The organism is Proteiniphilum propionicum (assembly GCF_022267555.1).
Taxonomy (GTDB): Bacteria; Bacteroidota; Bacteroidia; order Bacteroidales; family Dysgonomonadaceae; genus Proteiniphilum; species Proteiniphilum propionicum.
Genome location: NZ_CP073586.1, coordinates 1,409,504 through 1,435,341, shown reverse-complemented (window position 1 = coordinate 1,435,341; position 25,838 = coordinate 1,409,504). Strand labels below are relative to the sequence as shown.

Here is a 25,838-nt window from a genome sequence, read left to right as displayed (position 1 = left end):
GAAATTCCATCTCGGAATTGTATTATAGCCAATTTTCAGATTTATATAAATTTTGGTTACATGTTGATGGTCCTGCTTTAATTTATGATAAGGTTGCGGATATTCGTGGAATAGAGAGAGAGTTTTTCCCCCACGAATGTCAATATTGTATAGAATTAGTCCATAATAAAGAGAATTATGAAGTAATGATAAAACTTTTTGAAACCGAGTTGCCAGGCATTATTTTTAGGCATTCAATAAGAAAGGCTTCTTTAAAAATTAATAAATAAATTTTATAACTATGAAACCTCCTAAACCAATTGTTATTAAGTCCGTAACTGGGAGCATTGCTACTGGTGTTTTATTATCTTCGTGCCTGAATGGTTATAACTTTGAAGATAGTTATTACGGGGCGTTTGCGGAAAATTTAGATCAAAGTAAACCATTATTTGATTTAAATGAAAGTAATTTATCTGATGAATTTCTTGCAAAAATGCAGTTTATTCAACAATTTTTAGAAGTTATACTTAAAGATAATAAAGAAGCACGACGTTTTGCAAAAAACCCACATGAATATATTACGTCCAAGGAAAAGTCGATTAATATTGAACTTCAAGAGCCAGAACGTAGATTATTGATTGCTTTTGCAGACGATGATATTTTAAAAGCTGTTAAAACAAATGATGTTGAGAGTTTTTTATCTTTGTGTTCCGAGAGAGGATATTTAGGTATTATTAATGACTTTAATAAGCCTCAAAATATTAGGGAAATGTCACTACTGTCCCGTTAAGATTTGAGGTCTCGAAATAGTTCGAGTTGACCGTCATCAGACGAGACGTTTAAGTTTGGTTTATTAAACAATTCACGTACGGGTATTTTCTCAAATAACATAGTTCCTATGGTTTGAGAAATCATATAAAGAGAAGCTCCTTCGATGTGCATCTTTTTCTTGGCCAATGCTAAAAGCAAGAATGCACATACGGCTATCCATATTTGGGTATAGACGGCATTCTCAGAGGTGCCATAAAACGATTTGATATGCAGGTGTTGCTTTATCCATTTGAAGAAAAGTTCTACATTCCACCTTTCCCTGTAAAGTTCTGCAATGGTGGGTGCCTCATAACCAGTATGGTTCGTGATGAAACGGTACACGTTTCCCGTAGCAAAGTCTTCATAGACAACCAGGCGAAATTCATCTGGATATTTTTTCACGGATACCTCTTCCGTCAGTCGGATAATTTGATCACAGACTACACCTGTCTGGCAGTCAACCTCCCTGGAAGAAACAACTTTGTATTGCATGTTATCTTTTGCTCTGGTCACAAAGAATGCGCCATTCTTATGGATGTTGTTGAAGAGTCTAAAGAAGTCAATGTACCCCTTATCCATCAAATAGATGGCACCCATCTCGATATACATCTCATCCATTGCATTGACGTCATGTACAGATGCTTGTGTAAGATGGATGAAGACAGGGAGATTACCTCTCAAGTCAATTTGTGTATGTATTTTTATGCCACCCTTATTTTTACGGAACTTGGCCCATGGACAGAGTTTGAGGCACAGACTGATGGTGGTGCTGTCGAAAGCATAAACCATATTGTCAATATCAAGTCTGAACTTGTCCTTAGCATACAGCGGCCGCACTTTCTTTATCAGGACTTCTCCCAACTCGGCATAGATGTGCCAGTCCCTGTTCTCGTTGGCTTTCGCCAACGTATTTCGGGGAACTGCATAGCTGATACCGCAGTGATACAACTTCTTTACCATGGCCAGCGCATTCAGGCTTGCTTCGATATCACGCAAGCTGTTCTTGCCGGCATATTGAGCCATGCATATTACAAGAAACTGATCATGACAGGAAAGATTCCTGACTCGGTAATCACCCTTGTACCTGGTAACTATTTCGTTGAATTCTCTACGAGGAATGAGCTGCATAATTTGAGCGAAAACTGTTTTGCCGGAATTCATTTCGTACGTTATTTGAAGGGAAACGTAAAAGTAACCAATTCAAATCGTGTACAAGAAATTCAGAGTATATATTGCTAAATATAAAAGATTTACAAACAACAAACATTATTTTAACGGGACAACAGTGACTGAAAAAATCCTTTTCTGATATTAGTTCTTCTTTTAGCAAATCAATATTTGTATGGTATAAAGGAATTAGCATGGGATAAACTTCACTCAATTTATAGCAAAGGGAAAACACAATCTCTTTTTTAATTTTGGAAATGTTTTGTATTTGTATCTCTCTCCTTTTTCTGGAAATTTTCATATCACAAATTCTGGAATAAATAAGAGGCTGGCTGTCCATGTATAAAACGCCTTTGGACTTGGCTATTTCTGACCATAACTTGTAATCCTCCGCATAGCTGTAATCTTCATATTGTATTTTCTTTTCGTCGATAAATGATTTGCGCATCATGTATATGGGGCTAATCCTTACATTATCGTTTAATAGTTGTACCAAAGGTTGTTCAATCAAGCCGCAGAATTTTTGTTCATGCATCCTTCTGGCAATGTTTTTTCCAAAAATAATTTCCCAACAGCTACATACTATAATATTAGGAAAGTCCTCCATAACCGAATGTTGTAATTTGAGTCGGTCGACATGCATAATATCGCCTTCTAAGTTCAACTTAGAGTTTGGAAAGTAATTTTTGCATCCCAAAGTAGATCACACTATAGCCTTGTCGACAAGCACGATCTCCCAAAGCGGAGGCGATAAAACTTTTGCCACAACCGGTTGCCCCGGTAATCAGGATGGAGCCGGCATCACGGATGTAACTGCCGTTTGCTAAAGAAAGAATGAGATTTTTGTCTAATCCTCCGGAAGCATCGAAATTTATCTCTTCAATACTTGCCCGGTAGCGAAACGATGCATTCTTTACCAACCTTGCATATCGGTTTGATTGCCTTTGATCCCGCTCCGCCTGAAGAAGGATTCTGAGGCCGTCCGTAAAAGAGAGTTCATGAATTTTCCTGCTTTCCTGCAAGGCTCCGGCCATGCCCGAAAGCCTCATGCCTGAGATTTCCGATTTAATCTGTTCCATTGTTTTTGTAATTCAATTTGGTTTATGAATGACGGTTCATCCAGCATAATATTCCCTGCCTCTGATGTTCCCGTGTTTTATATTGTTACTGCCCTTTGGTATTTCATCTGCCGACATATTAAGCAGATAAACCCTCGTGTCGATGATTTTCTTGATGGACTGGTAAGTGTATATGCCGTTATCCAAGGCGTAGCGGCAGACTCTTTCGAAAACAACCGGATCTGTTTTGCGCTGCAGGCTCAGCAGTCCGTCACAGCGACGATACTGTATCCCGGGAACTTCGGACTTGTCAAAGAACAGCCGAAACAGTTCCGTCAGGCACTGTGAACGTTTTGAAGCCTCTTTGATGTAGAACTCGGGGCTGCGGTTGCGGTAGAAATTATGGCTGGATCCCATGTGATCCTTTTCCGTGGTGTAACCCGGCTTCAGCGAACGGCGGTGTGTGGCAACGCATTCCCCTCTGACGAATATACGCACCAGTGCGCGGGTATAGATGATTTCAGCCTTTTCCCCGATGTAATGATAGGGAACCGAATAGTAATGTTTGTCACGGGCAAGATAGACGCAATTGTTCACACTCACGGTAAGACACGCATAATATTTTACTTCAAATGCCTCACGCGGAAGCTCTTTGAGCAAGGGACGCTCTTCTGCCAAAAACTTCTCCTGCCTGCAATATTCTTTCTGTTGCATGCGGGTCTGATTGTGTTCCAGAGCTTTTTCGGCAAAAGCGGCATTTACCTGCTCAAGGGAGAAGAACGTCCGGTCGCGCAGTTTGGCATAAATCCGCCGGTAAGCGATCTTTACCTCATTCTCCACGGCGGCCTTATCCCGCGGCTTTCTCACACGCGTAGGGACAACGACGAAGCCGTGGTGATTGGCAAAATCCTCCATGATCCTGTTTATTTCGGGTTCATAGCGGTCGGCTCTGACTACCGATGCTTTCAGGTTGTCGGTGACTACGATCTTGGGAGATCCTCCCAGGTGGTTCAGACAGCAGCCCAGAGCATATAAAAAATCATCGCTGCGCTGGCTGGGAACGGCCATGACAAAAACATGGTTACAATAGGGCATGCAGGCTACCAATACCTGTGCCTCTATCACCTCGCCCGTTTCCCGGTCAACGTATGAAAATGTGTCTCCGGCAAAATCCACGAAAAGCTTTTCTCCCGGATAATGATCAAGGATGCTTTCCGGTTTGCGCGCTTTCAGCAGTTGCCCCAAATGAAAACAAAACTGGGAGTAACCATATCCGTCCGGATATTTCTCCTTATACTCCTGCCACAGCAGGTAGCGTGTCACATGAGGCCGCTGAAGCTCTTTTTCTAAGTATGCAATCTCGCTTTTGAACGCCTCAAAGCGCTCTTCCTTATAAGCAGGGGTACCGGCAAAAAGTTTGCTCTCTAATACAGGATCATCCAGAGCCAACAAATCCTCTATACGGTATCCGTGATTTTTGACCCTGTTCACATAGTTATTCACTGTCCCCTTGTACAGCCCCGGTTTATCGGCTATACAACGGTTGGAAAACCCTTGCGCATGCATGCGCAGCACTTGTTTTACTTTACTCATGTTAATAATTTTTCCTGCCATATGATTATGCGATTGAATTGAAGAATCACATAATCATAAGAAAAATAATCAACAAGTGGGTGGGTATGCTCCGGAAAACGAAAGATGATTGAAAAGTAGCTGCGCTGTAAATAACCTGCTTTATATAAGGGTCTTAAATTGCAAAACTGGGTGCATATGCTCCGGAAAACCTTGGATTTTCGCATCGCTGGGGCATCCTGGGTGCATATGCTCCGGAAAAGGATGCGCGCGCCCTTTTTCACCCTTATTTTTAGCTTACCTTATTTACATTTTGCTCCTTATTTAATACAAATACATGATGAAATGTCAGATTTTTAAAAATTTACCTTCTTTCTGAATTCCGCTTTTTTTACCGGAATCTGGGTGGGTATGCTCCGGATTATCCAGATAATAATGGAAATGTTATTTTTCCTGCCATTTTTGATAAAATTGAGAGTTTTAGAAATAATGAAATAGCAGTTCATATAAAAAATAAGAAATTCAAGATTTCAATAATTAATTAGTTCTCTTTAATTTCTAATTGTTATTTGATAACGCAAAATCAAGTACCAGATAGTTTTGGTTAATGATGTAAACGGTAATTTTGCATCGTCAATTTTTGGTAATTAAGAATCGTCAATTTTTTGGCTAAAAATGGTCGTAAACTTTTAATATTGTTTTTCAATATCAGAAGTTTGTCGAATTAAAAAGGTCAAAAAATGCAAGAGAGGATAATTATCAAAGACAAGACAATCATGTGGAGCAAAATTAAAATGTTAAAAGAGGACAAAGGTTACAGCAACAGTAAGATAGCCCGCCTATTGGGGATTCATCGACAAACCGTTGCCAAATACCTTTCGATGAATGAATCGGAATACTTCCGTTGGTTGACCTCGATCAAGCGTCGCAGAGGCAAATTGGATGTATATATGTCGTCTGTAAAGGGTTTATTGGAGGGGGATGCCACTCTTTCGTCTGCGGCAATTCACGATCGTTTGAGAGAAAAATTTCCGGACATGGTCAAAGTAAGCGATAAGACGGTTTACAATTTTGTCGAGCGTTGCAGAAAGTTGTACGATCTTCCCAAGAAAGCCTGTTCTGTACCTCGCATATATGAGCGTCTTGGCGAGAGAGATTACGGTGAATATGCTCAAGTTGACTTTGATGAGAAGTGGATGCGACGGCCCTGCGGTTCAATGCACAAGGTGAGGTTCATGACCATGATTCTTTGTCGCAGCCGTCACAAGTTCTGTTACTTGCAGAGCCTGCCGTTCACGGCAGAGAGTGCTGTTGTTGCTCATGCTGCTGCATTTGCATACTTTGGCGGTCAGCCCCGGAAGATTATTTACGATCAAGACTCCGTATTCATTCACAATGAGAACCTGGGTGATCCCATTCTTACAGACACGTTCCAATCGTATGTGTCCCAGATGGACTTTGAGCCTGTATTTTGTCGTGCGGCCGATCCCGAAAGCAAGGGTATGGTTGAGAACTGCGTCAAATATTTAAAGAACAACTTTCTCAAAGGTCGTGAGTACGTTAGTGACGAGCGTCTCAACGAGGAATGTCTCGGCTGGCTTGAGCGTACCGGCAACGGCAAGGTTCATTCCACAACAAGGCTTGTTCCCAAAGAGGAGTGGAAAAAATAACTGCCTTTCCTCATTCCCGTAAAGCCTCATCAACGTGTCAGAAAAGAAGAGGATGGTGAGTTGCGCTTTGTTCTTAAAAACAACACTATCGCATACCGGGGCAATTTTTACTCGTTGCCTTTGGGTACCTACAAGGGTCAAGGGACGAGTGTCAGAGTATATGAGGCAGAAGGCAGATTGCATGTAAGAGACTCACAAGGATGCGTTATTGCCGATCACGCCGTCAGTTGTCTTCATGGTGCATTCATTAAAAAAAGCGATCACGGCAGGGATAAGTCCTTGACACTATCAAAACACATCGAAACGCTCTGTTCCAAGTATCCCGACAAGCAGACACGAGAGTTTGTTGAAGCCATACGACGGGATAAGCCCCGTTACCTTCATGACAACGTCCGTATGCTGATAAAAGGGTTTGAACACATACCCGAGGAGATCAGGCAAAAGGCCGTATCTTATTGCCTTGAGAACAGGGTCTTCAATGCCGGAGGCGCCGTTCAAATAGCGGACAGGATGCTTGAGCAGCATCGGCGGGAGAGTGAGGCAAAGTCACTGTTTTCGGGGGACGTTCTGCCCCGTTCCGTGTCAATACCGACCGACATGGTACCTCATACAAGCAATATGGATACATACACAACCATTCTCAATCAATAAAAAAATCATGGAAGTTTTACAACAAATAAAGGAATATGCGGGAATACTTAAACTGCTGAACCTGCGTGACAATGCCGAAAGCATCATTCATCGCGCTCTTATCGATGAGACTACACCCTCTGAGTTGGTGTTGGACATACTTGGCTGCGAGGTGAAGAGACGCAGGCAAAGGGATGTGGAACGCAGACGCAAAGCCGCCAGACTTCTTAAAAACAGCGATCTGGATTATTACGACTTCAATTTTGCCTGCGGTATAGACCGCCGTCAGCTGAAACAATTAAGGGAACTCGTGTGGGTGGAACAGGCTTACAACCTGATCCTGATGGGTCCGAGCGGTACAGGCAAATCGTTCCTTGCTTCGGGCTTGGTGAATGATGCGGTGAACAAAGGTTACAAGGGCTACTTTCTGACAATGGAAGATTTGGTTTACATCTTAAGGACAAAGGATATGGTTGCTTCCTCTCTTGCAGCCTACAATCGTCTGCTCAAAGCCAATCTCGTTGCCATTGATGATATAATGATGTTCCCCGTACAGAAGGCAGAAGCAGGTTCTTTCTTCAATCTGATAAATCATCTGCATGAGCAGTGTTCGGTGATCATTACCACAAACAAGTCTCCACAACAGTGGACGGAAGCACTTGATGATGAGGTGTTGGTAACGGCACTGCTTGACAGATTGCTGTTTCACTGTCAGGTAATAAAACTACAGGGCAACAGCTACAGAATGGAGAACAGAAAAGATATATTTGGCGATCAGTGTGAAGAGAGCGGTTTCGCTCCGGTGGCTACGCCACCTTCGCTTCAACCGCTCTCTTATAAGAAATCAACAGTCAAAACTGATGAAAATTAATTACGAAAAATTGACGATTTTTTATTTGCCATTTACAAATGATATCCGGTACTTGATTTTGCGGTTACAGATTATCTTTTTCTTGATAAATTTTGCCCTTCATCAAAAGGGTATGAAATAAATTTCACATCTTCGTTTTTCACCATTTCATTCAGGCGACTTTCAACGTTCGACCAGTCGTATCTGCTTTTTAACAAATGAATGGGCTCTTTTATTATATCATCGTGATACAATAATCCTTGCACCCTCGCATTGGGTTTTGATGATGAATTTAAAGTTGTTTTTAATAATGAACTGTGCAACTGCCCCATCTGTGGAGAAGGTGTTATAAAAATCTGGGAGAAATGTTATGCCTGCAGCAACAAAGATTTTACCGTTTGGAAGAATCAAAACGGAGCAACAAACCTCAATTTTAAGGATGTTTTGAAACTTTGCTCCGATGGAGAAACCCGAACACTTAACTTTAAATCCAAAGACAACAAGTTATACAAAGGTAAACTTGTTGTTAACGATGAAAAACAAATTGTAACCATCGTTTGATAAAAACTGAAAAAAAACCCTGAAAAGGTCTTTTTCTTTTTGCCACCTATCTGATAATTATGCTTCAACGATTAAATAACAAATAAATAAAGAAGGAGAGGGAATGCTCGTTCTTTATTTAGGCTCCTATACGGCTTGCAAAACCTGTATATAGTTAAATTAAATGTGTAGGCTTATAAATCTCCCACATAATAAAGTATGTCATATCGGTTTGTGTTTTTAATATACCATTTATATTTTGTGCTAGAATAAAAATCACCATCTATAAGAGCAAACCTATTATGAATACATTGATCATCGGGATTCCCATATGATTCGCACAAATTTCTCACTCCTGCCGAGTACTCGTAACTTCCTCCCTCTATCATTTCTCCGAAATTCAAGAAGAAATATTTCCCTATATGCTCACCTGTATTTGCTTGCCAGTAAGCATTTTTAATTGCACTGTACCTTTGTGAATTAGTCAACGATTTTAAATCTACTGGACCTGTTTGTCTTGTTTTTTTTTGGGTATTATTCCTATAGTTATTAATTCATTTTCATAAATAATTTCAGCAGCACCGTCTTTTAACAACTCATTCCAAAAAACATATAGGGTATCAGTTATGTAATTAAATAGGTCTTCCGCAATATTCACTTCCGAGCCTGACTTGAGTGTAGTATATATTTGATTATCTTTTTCAAACGAATGTTTTCTTACTCGTTCCAAAGCTTTATAGTATATAACACCATTGTATGCTCTTTTTTCTCTAAGTTCCGTTGCCGGGTCAGACATTTCCAGTAGTTTGTCACTCATTGGCTCTGTTGTTTGAAGAAACTCAGAATCTGTTATTGTTTTAAGCAACTCTGCCGACTCTTTAAATGCTTGCTGACTTCTTGTTTTCAGTTCATCCCATTGAGGGGGTGTCTGTTCCGTTCCATCTAATGAGGAGGCATTTTCACGATTAGTACAACTTGCTAAAATAAATAGCATTAATAGTGATAAAACATAAAAAAATTTTCTCATAACATTTTGTATTTATAGATTAATATAAAATATAACAACAGAAATAACAATGTTGTTCGTTAAGTGTGTAATACACACATTGTCATTGAGGAGGAAATGATTTTGTGATTTTTTTAATCCATTACTACGAAGTCTTCTTTGGGCGTTTCCCTGCCGGGTCGGGCTTTCCGTTGCAATCTTTTTTTCGTTCCTTAAAAAGGATTTACACTGCAATCCCTAACGCGGGTTAAAAACGGTATCTTTTTTTCAGCTGCGGGCGACCGGTAACGAAGATTTAGGTATCAATATTATTTTGCTGTGGCTGATTACCTTTTTCTCGATACATTCAGCCCTTCATCAAAAGGGTATGAAAGGAATTTTACATTTTCGTTTTTTACCATTTCATTCAGCCGGCTTTCCACGTTCGACCAGTCGTATTTTCCTTTTAACAGATGAATGGGTTCTTTTATTATATCGTCGTGATATAATAACCCTCGCACCGCTCGCATTGGGTTTTGATGATGAATTTAAAGTTGTTTTTAATAATGAACTGTGCAACTGCCCCATCTGTGGAGAAGGTGTTATAAAAAGCTGGGAGAAATGTTATGCCTGCAGCAACAAAGATTTTACCGTTTGGAAGAATCAAAGCGGAGCAACAAACCTCAATTTTAAGGATGTTTTGAAACTTTGTTCCGATGGAGAAACCCGAACACTTAACTTTAAATCCAAAGACAACAAGTTATACAAAGGCAAACTTGTTATAAACGATGAAAAACAAATTGTTACCATTGCTTGATAAAAACTGAAAAAAACCCCTGAAAAGGTCTTTTTCTTTTTCTCACCTATGGATAGGCAGTGCACTTCCAATGGCTGAGAAAACCTGAAACTAAACAACTAAATATTGGACTCACTATAGAACGTTAAATACTGGGATTTTTTTCTTTATACAACTTATTTTAGTTTCTTTGCCATACATATATGAAAGGATAACTTTAATACTTGCGACCTTATACAGTCAAAATATTAGTTATTAACGTTTGCTTATAGATTCAAATTAATAATTCATACAATATCTATTATGAAAACATCAATTTTCTACTTGGGTTTAATTATGCTTACATTTTTTTTAAGTTGTGATAAGCAAAGCACTGAGATTGTTTCACTTGAACAAACCTTTTGGAAAGGTGAGATTTCTTCCGTTAATTCGAGGAATGGTATTAAAATCTTTTTTACTACTAATACTAATGGATATTATGTTTTGGATAAAAAAGAAATTACCGAAGAAGAGTTTGTGATTACATTTACATATGAAATTATAAATGATAAGTATTTATCTGTTGCCGGAAGCGGCGAGAATGTATTATTTGGTGATTGGATAATTGTAAAAACGGATGATAATAAAATGATTATGAAAAATGAACTAGGAACAAAAAACGGAAGAACTTTAATTATTTCGAAAACAAATTATTAACTTAAAATTTTTATTGATAATGCTATGAAACGTAAAACGAATTTTTATTTATTACTTTTGGGCTTATTGGCTTTAGGTGCTTGTACAGCAGAAGACACATTAACTACTTTCGAAGAAAAAACAAATGCTAGTGGAGATAAGGGTAAAATTGTAATTTTGCGCGAACGAGACAGTTCTTTTCCTTTGATTTTATCAAAAAAACGAGAATTATTTTTTGGAACAAGAAGTAGTACCACATTTCCGCCTACTTTAAAAATGTATGATTTTATTGGGAGTGCATACAAGGCTAATTCTATCCCTCTTGTGAACTCTGCCAATATTACTATCCCGATTATCAATATAAAAGATTTCTATAATAACTTTCCAAATAATATTCACATCAAAAATAATAATGTTAACGATGCAACTTCTTTTTCTTTTTCATCCTACAATAGATATACAACAACTTCTAATGTTACCAAAAAGATAAATGGAGGGTTCAATTTTAATTTAGGCTTATTTTCAATAGGTGCAAAACGTACAGTAACAGAAGTGTTTACTTCTAATACAATTACGGAAGGTAAGTCTGTATTTGGTCAATTAGACGTTTTTTTAAGAAATAAGCAATACTCATTATATGCCACTGATAATATTCTGAATAATATATCAGTGTCTTATCTTGATAGGTCATTTTTAAATGAATTGTATAATAATTCAACAAAAAATCTACTGGATACATATGGGTCGTTTGTTTTATCTAACTTTATGTCAGGTGGCAGGGCTACAGCTTTATATATTGGAGATTATAAATATTCTTCAACATCTGAGAACAAAGAAAAAGATATGACTACTACTATCGAGGGGTCATATAAATCAACAATAAAATCAGACTCTTTAGGCGTTAATGGGTCTCTTGGTTTTGGAAGAAATTACAACAATGGCAGTAGTGCTGAACAAAATTTTCAGAACATAAGACTCTCTATTAAAACCTTTGGAGGCTCGAAAAACTTTTCTTCTTTTACTATTCCAACAAAACTTGAAACAATAGATATAAATCTTGCTCCTTGGGTATCATCATTAAACAATGAAGATACGCACGAATTAGTGGAGATTGTAGACAATGGACTTATTTCTCTTTCACAATTAGTGCTTGAGGCAAATTTTAAGAAGAATATTCAAGCATATAATGAGGGTAAAGAAATTTCAAATAAATTAATTATACCACACATATTACTTGTTTATAGTTTTTATTCCCCTTTCAATTTAGGTCTTTCCAACAACTCTCTAATAGGAGATAAGTTTATGGAACAATATAAAGTTACCGCATTCCTTGTAACACGCTTCAGTGATTATATTCCTATAAAAATATCAAAAGGTACAGTTACTAAGAGTGGAATACAACTTCCAGGATATCCTATTCCAGATTTAAAACCCACATACGAAGATATGGTGCCTTTAATAACAGAAGTTACAAACGATTTAAAATCAATTTTTGGACTCTCTATAAGTTATGAACATATTGACAAAACTGTTTTAAATTCAAGGGGAAATGTTTTTGATATGATGGAAATGGATAAAACGAAAGCAAAAAAATATTATAATGATATGACAAAACTCACATATTGGTTATTTACGAATGGTATTAAAAAATATGGATTTACTATTTTTGATGACTATATTTTAAATACTTATGCTTTTAAATTTAAAGATGAGATTCCTGCTATCCCTACAATGGACTACAGGGAATTAGTAAACTATGTTATAATAGGATTATAGTATGACAAAAAATCATTTCCCTGTATTAAAGCTGTCTTAAAACAAGGCAGCTTTAATTATTTCAATTAGAATTTTGGGCATTACCCTACTGGGTCGGGCTTTTCTTTGTAATCTTTTTCTTAAAAACGGATTTACACTGCAATTCCTATTCCACAGTTTAAAAACGGTATCGGAATTTGAAGCTGCAGCTCGCCAGTGATTGAAATTTCGTGGATAAAACGGTTTGATTTGTGCCAGTGATTTCGGTCTATGTGTGCCACCTTTTCCGGTTCAAACCGTGCCAGTTTTTACGGTTCGATTTGTGCCACTTTGAAAAGATCAAGTTATCTTGTCCCTAAAAAAGGGATGCGGTATGGCAAATAAACTTGATCCTATGGATATAAAACAAATTTTAGTCTTAATCAACGACGGTTTTAGTAACCGCAAGATTGGTGCTACACTTGGTATATCTCGTAATACCGTTAACAGCTATGTACAACAGTTTAAATCAAGTGGTTACAGCATTGGCGAGCTTTTAAACTTTGAAGAGACTCGTTTAAACGAACTCTTCACCAGTAAAACTACTATCGACACTTCCCGGCATGATGATTTAATGCGTTATATTGAGCGTATCAAAGCAGCCCGGAGTCATCCCGGTTTTACTTTTCAGTACCATTATAATGAGTATGTAAATAATGTAAGCAACCCCTACAGCTACACTCAGTTCCTGGAGCACTTCCACCGTAAATACAGTAAAGTAAAAGGTTCAATGAAGCTTGAGCATATTGCAGGCCATGAGATGTTCGTTGACTTTGCCGGTAAAAAGCTTGAGATAGTAGATAAAGATACGGGTGAGATCAAACCGGTTGAAGTCTTCGTATCAATTTTACCCTGTAGTCAATATACTTATGTTGAAGCCTGTGCCACACAGAACCGTAATGATTTTATAAGTTGCTGTAAAAACGCATTACACTTTTATGGTGGTGTTCCAAAGGCAATCGTATCTGACAATCTAAAGTCTGCCGTTACAAGAGCCAGCAAACATGAAGCAGTTATTAACCGCTGCTTCAAAGACTTTGCCAGTTATTACGGTTGTGTTATTAACCCCACAAGAGTGTATGCTCCACAGGATAAAGCATTAGTAGAAAATGCTGTACACCTTACTTATCAAAGAATCTATTACCCTCTTCGAGAGATGACATTCTTCTCGATAGAAGAGCTCAACAGGGAGATCAGGCGATTGCTTACAGAATACAACAAACTGCTCTTTAAGCGTAAAGAGGCCAGCAGACTGGAACTGTTTCAGACAATAGAGCGAGGCTATCTGAAGCCATTACCCGCCGATCAGTACGAGATAAAAGAGTATCGCAGGGCAAAGGTTCAGAAAATGGGATATGTATATTTTTCACCCGATAAGAGTTATTATAGTGTACCATACCGCTATATAGGCAAACAAACACAAATACATTATACACAGAAACATATAGAGGTTTACTACAATCATCAGCGCATAGCCATACATCAGAGGAATCACACTACAGGCAGCTATAACACCAACTCGGATCACCTGAGCAGTACGCATCAATCATACCTGGGTTGGAATCCGGATTACTTTAAGAATAAAGCTGCAGCACATGGTGAGCATGTTGTCAGCTGTGTAGAACATATACTTGCATCTGTAGATTATCCTGAGATTGTGTAAGCTACCCCTTTTTAGGACAGTCTTTGATTAGACTGCTAAATTAGTTATTTATGTATACAATGTTATGATGTCGGACAGATTTTTGATAAGCCACTCCCAATACTAGACGATACAGCGGGCAAGACTGCCCGCCAGGGCACTCGTCTTGGCCTTGACCGCTGTAGTGGCTAGTGTTACCTTTGCTTGTCAAAACATCTGTCATACTGCTTCCTTTCGTTTTATCAGTTCTTCCCTATACTCAAAGGGTGTCATGTTGTCCAACGCCTCATGGGGCCGTTCTTCGTTGTAGTCATTCCGCCAGGCTTCTGTCAGTTCCCTGACTTCAGACAAGTTTCGGAAAATGTATCTGTCAAGTACAGCCCTTCTGTAGCTTCCGTTGAAGCGTTCAATGTAGCCGTTCTGGGTGGGTTTACCAGGCTGAGTATACATAATGTTTATCTCATTGCCTTTACACCAATCTTTGAACACCTGGGCGATAAACTCAGGACCATTGTCGCAGCGTATGTTCTTTGGTTTGCCATTAAGCCATATGACCTTTTCCAGAACTTTGATGACACGCTTTGCCGGCATGGACATCGATATCTCCTGTGTCACGGCAATCTTGCAGGCATCATCTATGATATTAAGAACACGGAATTGTCTTCCGCACTCAATCCTGTCACTGACAAAGTCAATGGACCAGGTAACATTGGGCTCTTTAGGCATAACCAGAGGATTCTTCACCCTTGCAGGCAGACGTTTCTTCAAACGGCTTCGCTTCTCATAGTGCATTGCCTTGTAAACCCTGTAAACCTTCTTGTGGTTCCATGTCTTACCCTCACGTCTCAGCCTTGAATAAATCTTCCAGAAGCCATCACCGAAGTTGGCGGCAGCACGGATTGCGTCTTCAACTTCAGTGTCATCTTTCTTGTCAGTATAATAGAAGTAGGAGCGATGGATGTCCATCAGCTTGCACGCCCGAGAGATGCTTACACCATATTCTTCCACTATATCTCCTGCCAATTCCTTCTTTACCTCGGGCTCTAGAGTTTTTTTTCGATGACCTCCTTCAGTATCTTGTTGTCAAGTGCAAGGTCAGCATACATCTGTTTCAACGTGCGGTTCTCATCTTCAAGCTCTTTGAGACGTTTAACCTGACTGATCTCCATTCCACTATACTTGGACTTCCAATTATAAAGGGTAGCCCTGGATATATTGTAGTCACGAGCTACAACTGCGGCATCCACCCCACTTTCAAGTTGATGGACTGCCTTTACCTTCTCTGACTCACTGTGTACTTTTTTTTTCATTTTATTTCCTATGCCAAACAAAGTTAATAATTTTGTCTAACTCGGAACTGTCCTACAAATAGGGAAGGTTACATAAAAAGGGAAGGTTACAAAATAACTTGTCAGGCTTAACTTTAAACATTAATCTAATACCCTCTCCTACCGCTGTTTTAGATGCTAACTTAACATTTAACCAAAATTCAAACTCTCCATCTGTCCAAAAGGGTTTAGGATTTCGAGGTCCTCCACCATAAGGATTGAAACGAGGATCTCCATCTTGGTCTGAAATATAATTAAATACTGCAGTAGGGTCTCCAATTTAGAGCTTCATTTTTTATTAAATCACGACACTCTTTATTTTCCGCCAAAACCATAGTCAATGCTTTAGCAAAATTTTCAATAATGATTTCTTTACCAGTTCCTTTGATATTGTTGGGATTTTCTACAGGTTGTTCAACATCCATCTTCTCGCACGCTACAAAGGAAGCCATTAATGCCATTACGGCAAAAAAGTAAAGCAGTTTTTTCATTTTTTGTTGAATTTATAATTATGCAAGATTGTTTGTCCCTTGGGGGTTTTGTTTCGGGGATAAGGCGGCGGTTGCCGCAAAAGTAACCGCCGCCCGGTGTGTCTTATTTCACAAAAGTTCCGGTGTAAGTTGTATTGTTAAGCGTAATGCTTACAGTATAAGTTCCGGCGGGAAGCGAAGATATATCGAGCATATCCGTTCTGTTGTTGTAACACGAAAAAACGGTTTGTGCGGCCCCGCCGGCACCATATACCTGTACATAAATATCGCCCGTGTAGTTCTCTACCGAGACGGATACTATATAATCATCGGCATAAGCCTCAACTAATGTGCTTGTGGCGGAGCGAGTTGAAGAATCGTGCTTTTCTAACTTAATTTTTTCTTTTGCCTTGTTTATTTCCATATTTGAAACGGATGTAAACGATTGTGCGCATAATATGCAGCATAGCAGGGCTGCAACCGTCAATAATTTAGTTTTCATTAATGGATGTGGTTTTTTGTTGTTTTATTTTCGGGTACAAAGTAACGGCAATTAAGGAGGGGGAGCAATAGTCCGGTGTGATTCTTACCCTGAAAATAATGTATTGTGTTGATATGCAGTTGTATTTGAAAAATATTCTTGCCGGAATTATTGTGGTAAACGACTGGGTCAGAAAAGCGACAACAGGAACCCGGGGTTGTCGGAGTTGATTTCGTGGCACGGGGCGGAAATTTCCGGATTATTTATTCAGTTTGGTAATGGCTGAAAATGATCTTGTGCCTGTATTTGTACTGATGATAAGACAGATCCTCCGATACAAATGTCCTAAAGCCTTCTTTCCTGTAATGGTTGCTTTCAATCTGAAAAAGAACCTTGCCAATACCTTTGTCGGGAAATATGGAAAACATTCCATTTATATCCACCGTTCCAATGCTGTCGGGTAGAATAGCTTTGGAATTATCCCGTTCGTGATAAAGAATGCCGTCTTTCGATTCGTTCAATTTGTAGTGCTGGACATCTATAACCGTTAATCCGTAATAAATATACACGTTGGATAGAATATCCGGCTTGATATCGTTACTGTTAACCGATGAATAATTGACGGAAAGAATGATTTCCGGTTTATCCTCAATTTTAGGTTCTTCCTTTTCACAACCGGTGAAAAAGAAGAACAGATTAAAAATGAGAAAGATTTTCAATGTTTGTTTTAGCATAACCACAAGAAGTTTCAGACAATTAATTCAATAATATGGGGCATACATATATTTGATAATGACCGGTTCTATATGCATTGTTAAAGTCCGGTATGGGATAAGAATTCCGTCCTTGAATGTTTTCAAATTTAAAATTATTGCTTCTGATAATCTCATCCTCAAAATTAACAGTAACAGTACCCAGGTCATCACTTCCCGTTGTTACTGATGTAGTTGAAGTGACTGTTTTGGTTTGTTTCTCACTTGATCCATACTTTGTGCCAGTTTTAATTATTTCTCCAATGCCTGGGTCGAAGCTAAAATTAGAAGCAAACTCGGTTGACGTTTGAACTGTTTGACTAGTTGTTTGAGGATCATCCTTCTCAAAAATAGATATTTTATAGGTAATACTGTATTTGGATAAGTCATAATCAAACATTGGTACTTCGATAAAACAAAAAAGATTTTGAATATCAGTTACCATGTATACAGTCCTTTTCTTCCAAAGTATGCCTTTAGTTTTAGAAATAACATTTATATTGAACAACTTGGTGGGATCTAATCTGAAACTTGTATTGGTTTCACTGCTAGGTGTGTTTTTTGATAAAACACTATATTTCACTTGAAATTCAAATTCTCCGTCAGTCCAAGGCGTCAACATGCTTCTCGATGTGCCAGGGATTGATATTTTTCTCATGTCAAACCAATCATTTTTATTGATTAGTTTGGGATCGTCTCGAAATCTGGTAATATTATCTATCAATGTTGAAGGATTACCTAAAAATTTAAAGCCAACAATACTTTCTCTAAACCTGACGTCTAATCTTCCTCTATCATTTGAATTTGTCAGGTTGTAATAAACATAATCTCTTTGCCAACCAATCAAGTTATTGGGAAATATATTATATGCTTCCAACGCTTTTTGAATCTTTACATTGTTATTATAATCGTCTCGCCTTGTCTCAGGTCTCGGCATGGTGTTATCAAAAACCGGATCAGTAAATTCAAACTCAATATTTGGATTTTTTGTGCTTCTTAATATAGAAGAATGGCTGTCCCTCTCTTTTTTAAGAATAATGCGTTCGTTTATTTTAAGGACAACAATTGGGAAGCCTGGTATTTCGTCAGGTTCTAGAACATATTCATTTCCTTTTGCATCATAACAATAGGTAAGTAAACTATTGTTCGGACGTACAGCAACATCCGGAAATTCGGTTTGAACATTCCATGAATCACAAGAGAAGGAGTTTTCCGGTAAAGAAGGCACAAAAATAGTCAATGTCGGAAAGGATTCCATCATAAAATCCATATCTTTAGAATCTAAATAAGTTAACATAAGATTTTCTAAAGTTGTACCGTCATTAAGTTTTTTATCTTTTACAAGCATGTAAAGGACATCATAATCATAGTTGATTCTTCTTAAAGCCTCGGTTTTTATTAATTCCCTGCATTCCTTGTTCTCATACAGGACATTGGCAAGTGCTTTAGCAAAATTTTCAATAATGATTTCTTTACCAGTTCCTTTGATATTGTTGGGATTTTCTACAGGTTGTTCAATATCCATCTTCTCGCACGCTACAAAGGAAGCCATTAATGCCATTACGGCAAAAAAGTAAAGCAGTTTTTTCATTTTTTGTTGAATTTATAATTATGCAAGATTGTTTGTCCCTTGGGGGTTTTGTTTCGGGGATAAGGCGGCGGTTGCCGCAAAAGTAACCGCCGCCCGGTGTGTCTTATTTCACAAAAGTTCCGGTGTAAGTTGTATTGTTAAGCGTAATGCTTACAGTATAAGTTCCGGCGGGAAGCGAAGATATATCGAGCATATCCGTTCTGTTGTTGTAACACGAAAAAACGGTTTGTGCGGCCCCGCCGGCACCATATACCTGTACATAAATATCGCCCGTGTAGTTCTCTACCGAGACGGATACTATATAATCATCGGCATAAGCCTCAACTAATGTGCTTGTGGCGGAGCGAGTTGAAGAATCGTGCTTTTCTAACTTAATTTTTTCTTTTGCCTTGTTTATTTCCATATTTGAAACGGATGTAAACGATTGTGCGCATAATATGCAGCATAGCAGGGCTGCAACCGTCAATAATTTAGTTTTCATTAATGGATGTGGTTTTTTGTTGTTTTATTTTCGGGTACAAAGTAACGGCAATTAAGGAGGGGGAGCAATAGTCCGGTGCGATTCTTACCCTGAAAACAATGTATTATGTTGATATACAGTTGTGTTTGAAAAATATTCTTACCGGAATTATTGTGGTAAACGACAGGGTCAGAAAAGCGACAACATAAATTCGGGGTTGTCAAACGCGGAGGCATTGACGTGTATTTTCTTTTTCAGGTACGATTTTTTCGATTTCAGGTTGGCCGGAGTGGTGTTAAGTAACGCCACAATGTGCTCGTTTCCGGCTCCAATGGCCAGCATAAAGAGCAGTATGCGGTCGGTTTCATTTAATAGTTCCAGCCCATTGGCGGTTTTCAGCGTTTCTGCCAACAACTCGTCAGTAAAAAGTTGCTGAGTGGTTTTATCGAAAAGTTGACGGTTGTCTTTTAATATTTGCTCGTATTTATCGGCCGTGTCGTTGTCTTTTGCCCGTATTTTGTTTGAAAAAGTAAGCAGTTCTTGCTGTAAACTGTTGTGCAACTTCAGGTAAGGCAGCACAATATTTATCATGCGGCGGTTTTCGGACGCTTGTTGCCGAGCCAATCGCAGTTTGCTTCGGGCATTGTTTTTTTCGAGCAGGGCTATTTTTCTACGGCGGTTCCAGTCGAATATGACCGCGGCCAAAAGTAAAAGAAGCGATAACGAGACGCTTGTAAATATCCTGCCCCGTTTTTGCGCCTTCAGGGCTTTGTTCTCTGCTTCGGCAAGGTTGTAGCGCTTTTCCAATTCCTGTATTTGGGTATCGAGCCGGGTATCGATGCTTTTCTCGTAGGCCTCGAACGCTTTTTGGCGGTACTCCAATGCCAGCCGCAGGTTATTTTGCCTCTCAGCTATATCGGCAACATTATCATACAATAAATAGTTAAGTTTGTAAGCAGAATCCGTAATATGTTCAATGGCAAGTTTTGCATAATACATGGAACTGTCAGCTTGCCCGTTACCGGTGTAAGCATCGGAAAGAGAGTAGTAGAGGCGAAACAACTGAGGAGTTTCTTTCAGATAAGGAATCAAATTAAAACGTTTTTTGGTGTATTCCAATTTTTTGTCATTAATGTTCTGAGTACCAAAATAAGTAGCTTGAGCATTGTGCAATTTATATAAAACATCGGGCGATTCATCGGCAGAAATTTGCGCAGAATCTAAATACACTTTACCTTCTTGGTAATTTTCTTGCTCCATTTCATTCCAAAACAACGCCAGATATGTGTCAAAAACGTGAATTGAATCTCTTTCTTGTTTTGCCGTTTGCAACGCTTTATTGAAATAGTTGTAGGCTGAGCTGAAATCATTGTTGTTCGATAATAAATCACCCAGATGATAATAGAGCATATATCCGGTGCTGGGATTGGACCGTTTTTGTTTTAAATATAACTGTTCCGCCTCTTTCAAGGGAGTAAAGACAGTGCTGTCCGCAACTCCCATCCGGTGTCGCACAATGGATAAATACGTGAGTGCACGGATGTGATTTTCGCTCCGCTTACCGTTATGGTGGTAATGGCGGTGCACGGCGTTTATCAGCGAATCGGAGGTGAACTGCACAAACCTTTTGTCGTCGGCAATAGTTTTCAACAAGCCGTAATATGCCCGGTTGGCGCGGGAGAGTTCTTTAGGGTTTAATTGAAGCAAACTGTCGTGTATGGCCTCGGGGTGTTCTTCCAGTAAGGAATCCCATTGTTGTAGCCGGGCATATATTGACCGGTTGTGATCACGGCGGCACAAAGCCAGGATCAACAATAAGGCAAGCAATATGGCTGCTTTTTTTAACATAACGGCTTCCGCTTAGGGATGTGGTTACCGCAAAAATAGCAAAATTTTAACGAAAAACAATATCCTTCACAATTTCCATTCCGACGTGCTCGTTTAGTTTATCCATCAGGGTCTGTTTGTTCAGGATCAGCTCGGCGCGCAACACCGATGAAGTAAGCTGCACGTGCAGGACGTTTCGCCGGAAATAGACGTTTTTGGTGTAGTGCGAAACCCCTTCGCCCAACAGTTCCCGCCACGCCGAGACGGCGCGATGTTCGGCCACCGATGTCTTCAATCCGGGATTTTCATCGAAGAATTCCGAAAGGATGTTGGCTATGGGTTGGGCGTTTTTTTTAAGCATACTCTGTTATCTCCCCGTCTTTCACCCAATAGATGTGGTGGCTGTTGTTGATCCGTTCCAGTATTTTATCGAACGACCCCCGGTTGGTATCGGAGATAAAAATCTGGCCAAATTCATTACCCTCAATCCAATAATGACAACAATATCATTCACATTACTAATTATCACTTTCCTTACACTGCAAAACGGCATTGCCCAACCTCTGACTAAAAACTCAAAAAGTTTTCCTGTGCCTGCACCACACCAACTCAAATGGCACGAAGCCGGATTGGGCGTGATTTTTCATTACGACCTGCACGTTTTCGACGGTAAAAAATACAATCAGACCGCAACCGTATCGCGCCGGTTGAAGATTACAACATATTCAACCCGGAGGAATTAGATACCGATCAATGGATTCGCGCTGCAAAAGCAATGGGTGCCAAATTCGCTGTGATTACCGCCACGCACGAAACAGGATTCGCCATTTATCAAAGCGATGTAAATCCGTACAGCATGAAAGCCCTGAAATGGAGCGATGGCAAAGGCGATATCGTGAGCGATTTTGTGAAATCGTGTCGTAAATACGACATCCAACCCGGAATCTACATCGGTATCCGCTGGAATTCACTTTTCGGAATTCATAACTTCAAAGCCGAAGGCGACGTGAAGCGTTTGGAAGAATTTGGTGCTCGTGTGGAGGAATTAACCGCACATCCGTTGAAATCAACTGCCGGAACTGGCAAAATAATTAACCTCAGTTTAGATAAATGCCAATTCGCTAATCAGATAATTGTTCAAGAAAATATAGCCAAAGGTGAACGCATTCGTAAATACAAAGTGGAAGGCCTGACAAGACGTGGTTGGAAAACGCTTTGCGAAGGTGAATCGGTGGGGTATAAGCGTATTCAGGCCTTTGAACCTGTAGAGGTAAGCCGTGCACGGCTTACCATTGAGCAGCAAATAGATGTTCCGCAAATTAGGAATTTCAGCATATTTAACGTTAATTTGTAGTCTCAGAAGACCATTGTTAAACTTCAGCAATTGTGTTAAACTTTTAAAATATTAAACTTAATCGCTTATTTGCTGTTTTATTATTAAAATCACAAAATATTAATTAAGATGTTTAACAAAACTGACATTACTACCACAGTGAAGCAGTATATAGCAAGAGAATCATTTTATCAAAGCAATACTGTTCAAGAGGATACATTAATATTTGAGAACGGTTTACTGGATTCTATGGGTTTTCTTTTTTTAATTGACTTTTTGAAAGATGAATTTCATATTGAGGTTGAAGATAGTGATCTGGTGGATGACAATTTCAAATCCATCAACAATATATCGGCATTTGTCCTCAAGAAATTGGAGCAAAAAGAATAAAAATCAATGTGTATAGGTTAAGGTATTTCACTAACATTGAGAAAAATGTCTGGATTGGTTGGATTTTTTTCTAAAAGTGGGACTGTTGATTCTTTGGCTGTTTTAAGACGTATGCTTACACGGATAAAGCACAGGGGATCAGGGCATATAGGCGTATATGTATCAGGTTGTGTTGGATTGGGTGAAGGGCAGAACACTTCAAATGTTATGCAGGGACAGGAATCGCCATTTTCAAATGAAGAGGAATCGTTATGGATTGTATGGAGTGGATCGGTGTTTAATCGTTCAGAATTAAAATCAATACTGGTCAAGAGGAGGTGTCATGTCAAATCAGATGGAGATGCTGAACTAGTTCTTCGTTTGTATGAACATTTTGGGATAAAATGCCTGAATATGATCAACGGTCAATTTGCCTTTTCCATCTTGAATGTAGCGAAAGAAGAGCTGACTCTTGCCCGCGACAGAGTGGGTATATGCCCGATATACTACAGCTTGATACCCGGCGGATTGGTTTTCGCATCTGAAATAAAAGCTCTATTTGAATATCCACAGGTTACTCGAAAGATTTCAGGCAGGTCTCTCTCACAGATTGCAACATTCTGGACAACCATAACTCCTGATACAATTTTTGAAGGAGTTTCTGAACTTTCTCCCGGGCACTACCTCACAATAAATCGTGAAGGATTGAAAATTGAATCTTATTGGGAATATCCCGTTTATTTGCCGGAAGAATACTCCGGACTTAGCCTGGCAGAGTCTATGGATCAATTTGATGAGCTGATGTGCGATGCTGTATCCATCAGAACAGAGCCTGCCCAACCATATGGTGCCTATCTAAGCGGAGGATTAGATTCTTCAGTGATTATTTCCTACATAAAAAAGATTCACCCTGATCTGGACCTCAATACCTTCTCCATTGGCTTTAGCAACCCAAAATTCGATGAGTCAGCATATCAAGATATAGCAGCCGAATTCTTTAGAACGAATCGCCACAGACTGGCCTGCAACGATGAAGATATTGCTGCTAATTTTAAAGAGGTGGTATGGCATGCTGAAACCACACTGTTACGCAGCGCTCCCGTACCCATATTTTTACTCTCTAAACTAGTGAAAAATAGTAATATCGAAATAGTATTTACCGGGGAAGGGTCTGATGAAATATTGGGGGGTTACAATATTTACAAGGAGGCGGTGATAAGAGAGTTTTGGTCGAAAGAACCCACATCGAAGTACAGATACTTGTTGCTTAAAAGTCTCTATCCCTATATGTCGCAGATGGGAGATACAAACGAGATGGCGCTGAAGATGTTTTTCGGATACAAATTAAGTGAAACATCTTCCCCCATCTACTCACATTTGTTGCGGTGGAACAATACATCACGTATCAGGAGTTTTTTTTCATCCGATATAAAAGCTGAGACTAATGATTATCACCCTGTAGATGAGCTCTCAGATAAATTGAAGTCAAAACTGAAAGGAGTCGATCTTTTGTCACGTGCCCAATGGCTTGAAGCAACCATTTTCACTTCAGGGTATCTATTGTCTTCACAAGGTGAACGCATGGCCATGGCTCACTCTGTTGATGGGCGATATCCTTTCATGGATCACCGTGTAATTGAATTTTGTATGAAGTTGAGACCCTCTTACAAACTGAAAGGGTTGCAAGAGAAATATCTTTTGAAAAAGATGATGAGAAACAGGGTGCCTGAAAAAATTATTGCCAGACAAAAGCAACCTTACAGAGCACCCGTTGCATCTTCTTTCCGTTCAGAATACCTGCCAGACTACCTACAGGAACTTCTTTCTAAAGAAAAGATACAATCTATCGGCATTTTCGACTATGGAAGGGTGAAGTTACTTCTTGATAAGATGGAATTGATGCATCACATAACTGAAATTGATGGTATGGCATTCACTGCTATTTTGTCGACTCAGATTTTGAATTCCTGTTTTGTTGAAAAATCAGTTCCAACATTAATAGAATCGGAGCTTGTAAAGTTGGACAGGGTTGTTTATTCCAGATAACATCAATATAAATAATGAGATGAATGGGAAAAAAGCTGAAAAAAAAATTGTCTCATGATCTTTTATATATTGAAGACATTGAGAGTGCGTGCAATGCTATAGTAAAGAAACTGCATGACACTGTGGTTCACCGATTTAATCGCAAGGGTGCAGTTGTGGGAATTAGCGGAGGCATTGATTCATCAACAACACTGGCTTTATCTGTAAGGGCATTTGGTCCTGAAAATGTGCTAGGGCTAATATTGCCGGAATCAGAGTCAAGCTCTGAAAGCGAACAGATGGCCAGGCGACTGGCAATACAATTTGGAGTAGAGGCGGTTGTTGAAAACATAACTGATGCCCTAAAGGGGTTTAACTGCTATGCACGTCGCAATAGAGCTATTTCAAACGCTATTCCAGAGTTCAATCCACTGGCTGACAAGTCGAAAATCGTCATCAACCAATCTGCTGAAAGGAATATTCCCCCTCTCTTTTCTGTAACAATAGTCACCCCAAATGGTGAAGTAAAGAGGAAAATTCTCTCCAGGAAAGATTACTTGCAAATTGTTGCATCGTCTAATTTTAAGCAGCGTGCAAGGATGTCTATGCTTTATTATTACGCAGAGAGCCTTTACTATGCCGTGATTGGCACACACAACAAACAAGAATTTGAGCAAGGTTTTTTTGTCAAATATGGAGATGGAGGTGCAGATGTGATGCCAATTACCCATCTTTACAAAACGCAAGTGTATCAACTGGCTAAATACCTGGGTATACCAAAGGAAGTAATTGACAGAACTCCCACTACCGACACATACAGCGCGGAACAAACGCAGGAAGAATTTTTTTTTCAAATGCCCTACGAGACTTTGGATTTAATTATGTATGGTACGGAGAATCATTACACTGTAAAGGAAATTGCAGATTCGGTAGGCAAAACTGAGGAAGAGGCAGGCAGTATTATTGCAAACTTGCAGAGAAAAAGAAAGACAACCGAATATTTAAGATCCAAGACAATATACTTTTGAATTCAT

General features: G+C 39.2%; 26 protein-coding genes and 1 pseudogene. 12 read left to right on the top strand and 15 right to left on the bottom strand.

Features of this window, described 5'->3' with window-relative positions; translation table 11 throughout:
* Nucleotides 1-280: 280 nt before the first annotated feature.
* The gene (locus KDN43_RS05690) at nt 281-769 is read left to right on the top strand and encodes a hypothetical protein (protein ID WP_238868691.1); all 489 of its coding nucleotides are present in this window, start codon (nt 281-283) and stop codon (nt 767-769) included.
* Here the strand turns inward: KDN43_RS05690 and KDN43_RS05685 are convergent.
* The 3 genes from KDN43_RS05685 to istA (KDN43_RS05675) all read right to left on the bottom strand — a co-directional run bounded on the left by KDN43_RS05685 (nt 766) and on the right by istA (KDN43_RS05675) (nt 4,607).
* Nucleotides 766-1,950, bottom strand: coding sequence for an IS4 family transposase (locus KDN43_RS05685; RefSeq protein WP_238868690.1), 1,185 nt, complete (start codon nt 1,948-1,950; stop codon nt 766-768). The two genes, KDN43_RS05690 and KDN43_RS05685, sit on opposite strands and share 4 nt — an antisense overlap.
* 671 nt (nt 1,951-2,621) lie before the next feature.
* Nucleotides 2,622-3,035, bottom strand: coding sequence for an ATP-binding protein (locus tag KDN43_RS05680; RefSeq protein WP_238868689.1), 414 nt, complete (start codon nt 3,033-3,035; stop codon nt 2,622-2,624).
* A gap of 36 nt (nt 3,036-3,071) precedes the next feature.
* Nucleotides 3,072-4,607 carry an IS21 family transposase gene (istA, locus tag KDN43_RS05675; protein ID WP_238868688.1) on the bottom strand — a complete coding sequence of 512 codons (1,536 nt, stop codon included), beginning with the start codon at nt 4,605-4,607 and terminating at the stop codon, nt 3,072-3,074.
* 719 nt (nt 4,608-5,326) lie between these two features.
* Between istA (KDN43_RS05675) and istA (KDN43_RS05670) the strand changes: the two genes are divergently transcribed.
* From istA (KDN43_RS05670) to istB, 3 genes are read left to right on the top strand one after another with little or no spacing between them, the layout of a single operon-like run.
* Complete coding sequence (istA, locus tag KDN43_RS05670; RefSeq protein WP_238868687.1) at nt 5,327-6,256, top strand: IS21 family transposase; 930 nt, start codon at nt 5,327-5,329, stop codon at nt 6,254-6,256.
* Nucleotides 6,257-6,316: 60 nt separating this feature from the next.
* The gene (locus tag KDN43_RS05665) at nt 6,317-6,907 is read left to right on the top strand and encodes a hypothetical protein (RefSeq protein WP_238868686.1); all 591 of its coding nucleotides are present in this window, start codon (nt 6,317-6,319) and stop codon (nt 6,905-6,907) included.
* A 7-nt stretch (nt 6,908-6,914) separates the two neighbouring features.
* Nucleotides 6,915-7,757, top strand: a complete 843-nt coding sequence (gene istB / locus KDN43_RS05660; protein ID WP_238868685.1) for an IS21-like element helper ATPase IstB — start codon at nt 6,915-6,917, stop codon at nt 7,755-7,757.
* A gap of 71 nt (nt 7,758-7,828) precedes the next feature.
* On the opposite strand, the gene KDN43_RS05655 is transcribed toward istB, so the two are convergent.
* From KDN43_RS05655 to KDN43_RS05645, 3 genes are all read right to left on the bottom strand, one after another.
* On the bottom strand, nt 7,829-8,002 hold the full coding sequence (locus KDN43_RS05655; protein ID WP_238868684.1) for a hypothetical protein: 174 nt from the start codon (nt 8,000-8,002) through the stop codon (nt 7,829-7,831).
* 468 nt (nt 8,003-8,470) lie between these two features.
* Nucleotides 8,471-8,764 (bottom strand): hypothetical protein, encoded by a 294-nt coding sequence (locus KDN43_RS05650; RefSeq protein ID WP_238868683.1) that lies wholly within the window; start codon nt 8,762-8,764, stop codon nt 8,471-8,473.
* A gap of 11 nt (nt 8,765-8,775) precedes the next feature.
* Complete coding sequence (locus tag KDN43_RS05645; protein ID WP_238868682.1) at nt 8,776-9,303, bottom strand: hypothetical protein; 528 nt, start codon at nt 9,301-9,303, stop codon at nt 8,776-8,778.
* A 346-nt stretch (nt 9,304-9,649) separates the two neighbouring features.
* On the opposite strand from KDN43_RS05645, the gene KDN43_RS05640 reads away from it, so the two are divergent.
* The 4 genes from KDN43_RS05640 to istA (KDN43_RS05625) all read left to right on the top strand — a co-directional run bounded on the left by KDN43_RS05640 (nt 9,650) and on the right by istA (KDN43_RS05625) (nt 14,189).
* Nucleotides 9,650-10,078, top strand: a complete 429-nt coding sequence (locus KDN43_RS05640; protein WP_238868681.1) for a hypothetical protein — start codon at nt 9,650-9,652, stop codon at nt 10,076-10,078.
* 282 nt (nt 10,079-10,360) lie between these two features.
* The gene (locus tag KDN43_RS05635; RefSeq protein ID WP_238868680.1) at nt 10,361-10,753 is read left to right on the top strand and encodes a hypothetical protein; all 393 of its coding nucleotides are present in this window, start codon (nt 10,361-10,363) and stop codon (nt 10,751-10,753) included.
* A 24-nt stretch (nt 10,754-10,777) separates the two neighbouring features.
* Entirely contained in the window at nt 10,778-12,508 is a 1,731-nt protein-coding gene (locus tag KDN43_RS05630) for an MAC/perforin domain-containing protein (RefSeq protein WP_238868679.1), read from the top strand.
* A 352-nt stretch (nt 12,509-12,860) separates the two neighbouring features.
* A complete protein-coding gene (istA, locus tag KDN43_RS05625; protein ID WP_238868678.1) occupies nt 12,861-14,189 on the top strand; it encodes an IS21 family transposase in 1,329 nt (442 codons plus the stop codon).
* Between the two features lie 198 nt (nt 14,190-14,387).
* Here the strand turns inward: istA (KDN43_RS05625) and KDN43_RS05620 are convergent, their stop codons facing one another.
* The 9 genes from KDN43_RS05620 to KDN43_RS05580 all read right to left on the bottom strand — a co-directional run bounded on the left by KDN43_RS05620 (nt 14,388) and on the right by KDN43_RS05580 (nt 21,438).
* Nucleotides 14,388-15,191, bottom strand: a complete 804-nt coding sequence (locus KDN43_RS05620; protein ID WP_238867539.1) for an IS3 family transposase — start codon at nt 15,189-15,191, stop codon at nt 14,388-14,390.
* 20 nt (nt 15,192-15,211) lie between these two features.
* The gene (locus KDN43_RS05615) at nt 15,212-15,478 is read right to left on the bottom strand and encodes a transposase (RefSeq protein ID WP_238841705.1); all 267 of its coding nucleotides are present in this window, start codon (nt 15,476-15,478) and stop codon (nt 15,212-15,214) included.
* A 272-nt stretch (nt 15,479-15,750) separates the two neighbouring features.
* The gene (locus KDN43_RS05610) at nt 15,751-15,987 is read right to left on the bottom strand and encodes a hypothetical protein (protein WP_238868677.1); all 237 of its coding nucleotides are present in this window, start codon (nt 15,985-15,987) and stop codon (nt 15,751-15,753) included.
* Between the two features lie 103 nt (nt 15,988-16,090).
* Nucleotides 16,091-16,468 (bottom strand): T9SS type A sorting domain-containing protein, encoded by a 378-nt coding sequence (locus KDN43_RS05605; RefSeq protein WP_238868674.1) that lies wholly within the window; start codon nt 16,466-16,468, stop codon nt 16,091-16,093.
* A gap of 242 nt (nt 16,469-16,710) precedes the next feature.
* Entirely contained in the window at nt 16,711-17,181 is a 471-nt protein-coding gene (locus KDN43_RS05600) for a hypothetical protein (RefSeq protein ID WP_238868676.1), read from the bottom strand.
* A 22-nt stretch (nt 17,182-17,203) separates the two neighbouring features.
* Nucleotides 17,204-18,790, bottom strand: coding sequence for a hypothetical protein (locus KDN43_RS05595; protein WP_238868675.1), 1,587 nt, complete (start codon nt 18,788-18,790; stop codon nt 17,204-17,206).
* Between the two features lie 103 nt (nt 18,791-18,893).
* The gene (locus KDN43_RS05590) at nt 18,894-19,271 is read right to left on the bottom strand and encodes a T9SS type A sorting domain-containing protein (protein ID WP_238868674.1); all 378 of its coding nucleotides are present in this window, start codon (nt 19,269-19,271) and stop codon (nt 18,894-18,896) included.
* Between the two features lie 168 nt (nt 19,272-19,439).
* Complete coding sequence (locus KDN43_RS05585; protein ID WP_238868673.1) at nt 19,440-21,098, bottom strand: tetratricopeptide repeat protein; 1,659 nt, start codon at nt 21,096-21,098, stop codon at nt 19,440-19,442.
* A gap of 46 nt (nt 21,099-21,144) precedes the next feature.
* Nucleotides 21,145-21,438, bottom strand: a complete 294-nt coding sequence (locus tag KDN43_RS05580) for a DUF721 domain-containing protein (RefSeq protein ID WP_238868672.1) — start codon at nt 21,436-21,438, stop codon at nt 21,145-21,147.
* A gap of 133 nt (nt 21,439-21,571) precedes the next feature.
* On the opposite strand from KDN43_RS05580, the pseudogene KDN43_RS16550 reads away from it, so the two are divergent.
* The 4 genes and pseudogenes from KDN43_RS16550 to nadE form a co-directional block, all read left to right on the top strand.
* Nucleotides 21,572-22,083, top strand: a pseudogene (locus KDN43_RS16550) (alpha-L-fucosidase); the annotation flags it as partial.
* Nucleotides 22,084-22,539: 456 nt separating this feature from the next.
* The gene (locus tag KDN43_RS05570) at nt 22,540-22,800 is read left to right on the top strand and encodes an acyl carrier protein (RefSeq protein ID WP_238868671.1); all 261 of its coding nucleotides are present in this window, start codon (nt 22,540-22,542) and stop codon (nt 22,798-22,800) included.
* Nucleotides 22,801-22,845: 45 nt separating this feature from the next.
* The gene (asnB, locus tag KDN43_RS05565; protein WP_256448723.1) at nt 22,846-24,825 is read left to right on the top strand and encodes an asparagine synthase (glutamine-hydrolyzing); all 1,980 of its coding nucleotides are present in this window, start codon (nt 22,846-22,848) and stop codon (nt 24,823-24,825) included.
* A gap of 23 nt (nt 24,826-24,848) precedes the next feature.
* Nucleotides 24,849-25,832, top strand: a complete 984-nt coding sequence (gene nadE / locus KDN43_RS05560) for an NAD(+) synthase (protein WP_238868669.1) — start codon at nt 24,849-24,851, stop codon at nt 25,830-25,832.
* Nucleotides 25,833-25,838 lie beyond the last annotated feature (6 nt).

What these genes read in the sequence shown, in the direction of transcription:
- KDN43_RS05595 (WP_238868675.1), bottom strand. Translation starts at nt 18,790, where the DNA reads ATGAAAAAACTGCTTTACTTTTTTGCCGTAATGGCATTAATGGCTTCC.
- KDN43_RS05640 (WP_238868681.1), top strand. Translation starts at nt 9,650, where the DNA reads ATGAAAGGAATTTTACATTTTCGTTTTTTACCATTTCATTCAGCCGGC.
- KDN43_RS05685 (WP_238868690.1), bottom strand. Translation starts at nt 1,950, where the DNA reads ATGAATTCCGGCAAAACAGTTTTCGCTCAAATTATGCAGCTCATTCCT.
- KDN43_RS05635 (WP_238868680.1), top strand. Translation starts at nt 10,361, where the DNA reads ATGAAAACATCAATTTTCTACTTGGGTTTAATTATGCTTACATTTTTT.
- istA (WP_238868687.1), top strand. Translation starts at nt 5,327, where the DNA reads ATGCAAGAGAGGATAATTATCAAAGACAAGACAATCATGTGGAGCAAA.
- istB (WP_238868685.1), top strand. Translation starts at nt 6,915, where the DNA reads ATGGAAGTTTTACAACAAATAAAGGAATATGCGGGAATACTTAAACTG.
- istA (WP_238868678.1), top strand. Translation starts at nt 12,861, where the DNA reads ATGGCAAATAAACTTGATCCTATGGATATAAAACAAATTTTAGTCTTA.
- KDN43_RS05690 (WP_238868691.1), top strand. Translation starts at nt 281, where the DNA reads ATGAAACCTCCTAAACCAATTGTTATTAAGTCCGTAACTGGGAGCATT.
- nadE (WP_238868669.1), top strand. Translation starts at nt 24,849, where the DNA reads ATGGGAAAAAAGCTGAAAAAAAAATTGTCTCATGATCTTTTATATATT.
- KDN43_RS05585 (WP_238868673.1), bottom strand. Translation starts at nt 21,098, where the DNA reads ATGTTAAAAAAAGCAGCCATATTGCTTGCCTTATTGTTGATCCTGGCT.
- KDN43_RS05590 (WP_238868674.1), bottom strand. Translation starts at nt 19,271, where the DNA reads ATGAAAACTAAATTATTGACGGTTGCAGCCCTGCTATGCTGCATATTA.
- KDN43_RS05570 (WP_238868671.1), top strand. Translation starts at nt 22,540, where the DNA reads ATGTTTAACAAAACTGACATTACTACCACAGTGAAGCAGTATATAGCA.
- KDN43_RS05580 (WP_238868672.1), bottom strand. Translation starts at nt 21,438, where the DNA reads ATGCTTAAAAAAAACGCCCAACCCATAGCCAACATCCTTTCGGAATTC.
- KDN43_RS05610 (WP_238868677.1), bottom strand. Translation starts at nt 15,987, where the DNA reads ATGAAAAAACTGCTTTACTTTTTTGCCGTAATGGCATTAATGGCTTCC.
- asnB (WP_256448723.1), top strand. Translation starts at nt 22,846, where the DNA reads ATGTCTGGATTGGTTGGATTTTTTTCTAAAAGTGGGACTGTTGATTCT.
- KDN43_RS05605 (WP_238868674.1), bottom strand. Translation starts at nt 16,468, where the DNA reads ATGAAAACTAAATTATTGACGGTTGCAGCCCTGCTATGCTGCATATTA.
- KDN43_RS05600 (WP_238868676.1), bottom strand. Translation starts at nt 17,181, where the DNA reads ATGCTAAAACAAACATTGAAAATCTTTCTCATTTTTAATCTGTTCTTC.
- KDN43_RS05630 (WP_238868679.1), top strand. Translation starts at nt 10,778, where the DNA reads ATGAAACGTAAAACGAATTTTTATTTATTACTTTTGGGCTTATTGGCT.
- KDN43_RS05680 (WP_238868689.1), bottom strand. Translation starts at nt 3,035, where the DNA reads ATGGAACAGATTAAATCGGAAATCTCAGGCATGAGGCTTTCGGGCATG.
- istA (WP_238868688.1), bottom strand. Translation starts at nt 4,607, where the DNA reads ATGAGTAAAGTAAAACAAGTGCTGCGCATGCATGCGCAAGGGTTTTCC.
- KDN43_RS05645 (WP_238868682.1), bottom strand. Translation starts at nt 9,303, where the DNA reads ATGAGAAAATTTTTTTATGTTTTATCACTATTAATGCTATTTATTTTA.
- KDN43_RS05615 (WP_238841705.1), bottom strand. Translation starts at nt 15,478, where the DNA reads ATGAAAAAAAAAGTACACAGTGAGTCAGAGAAGGTAAAGGCAGTCCAT.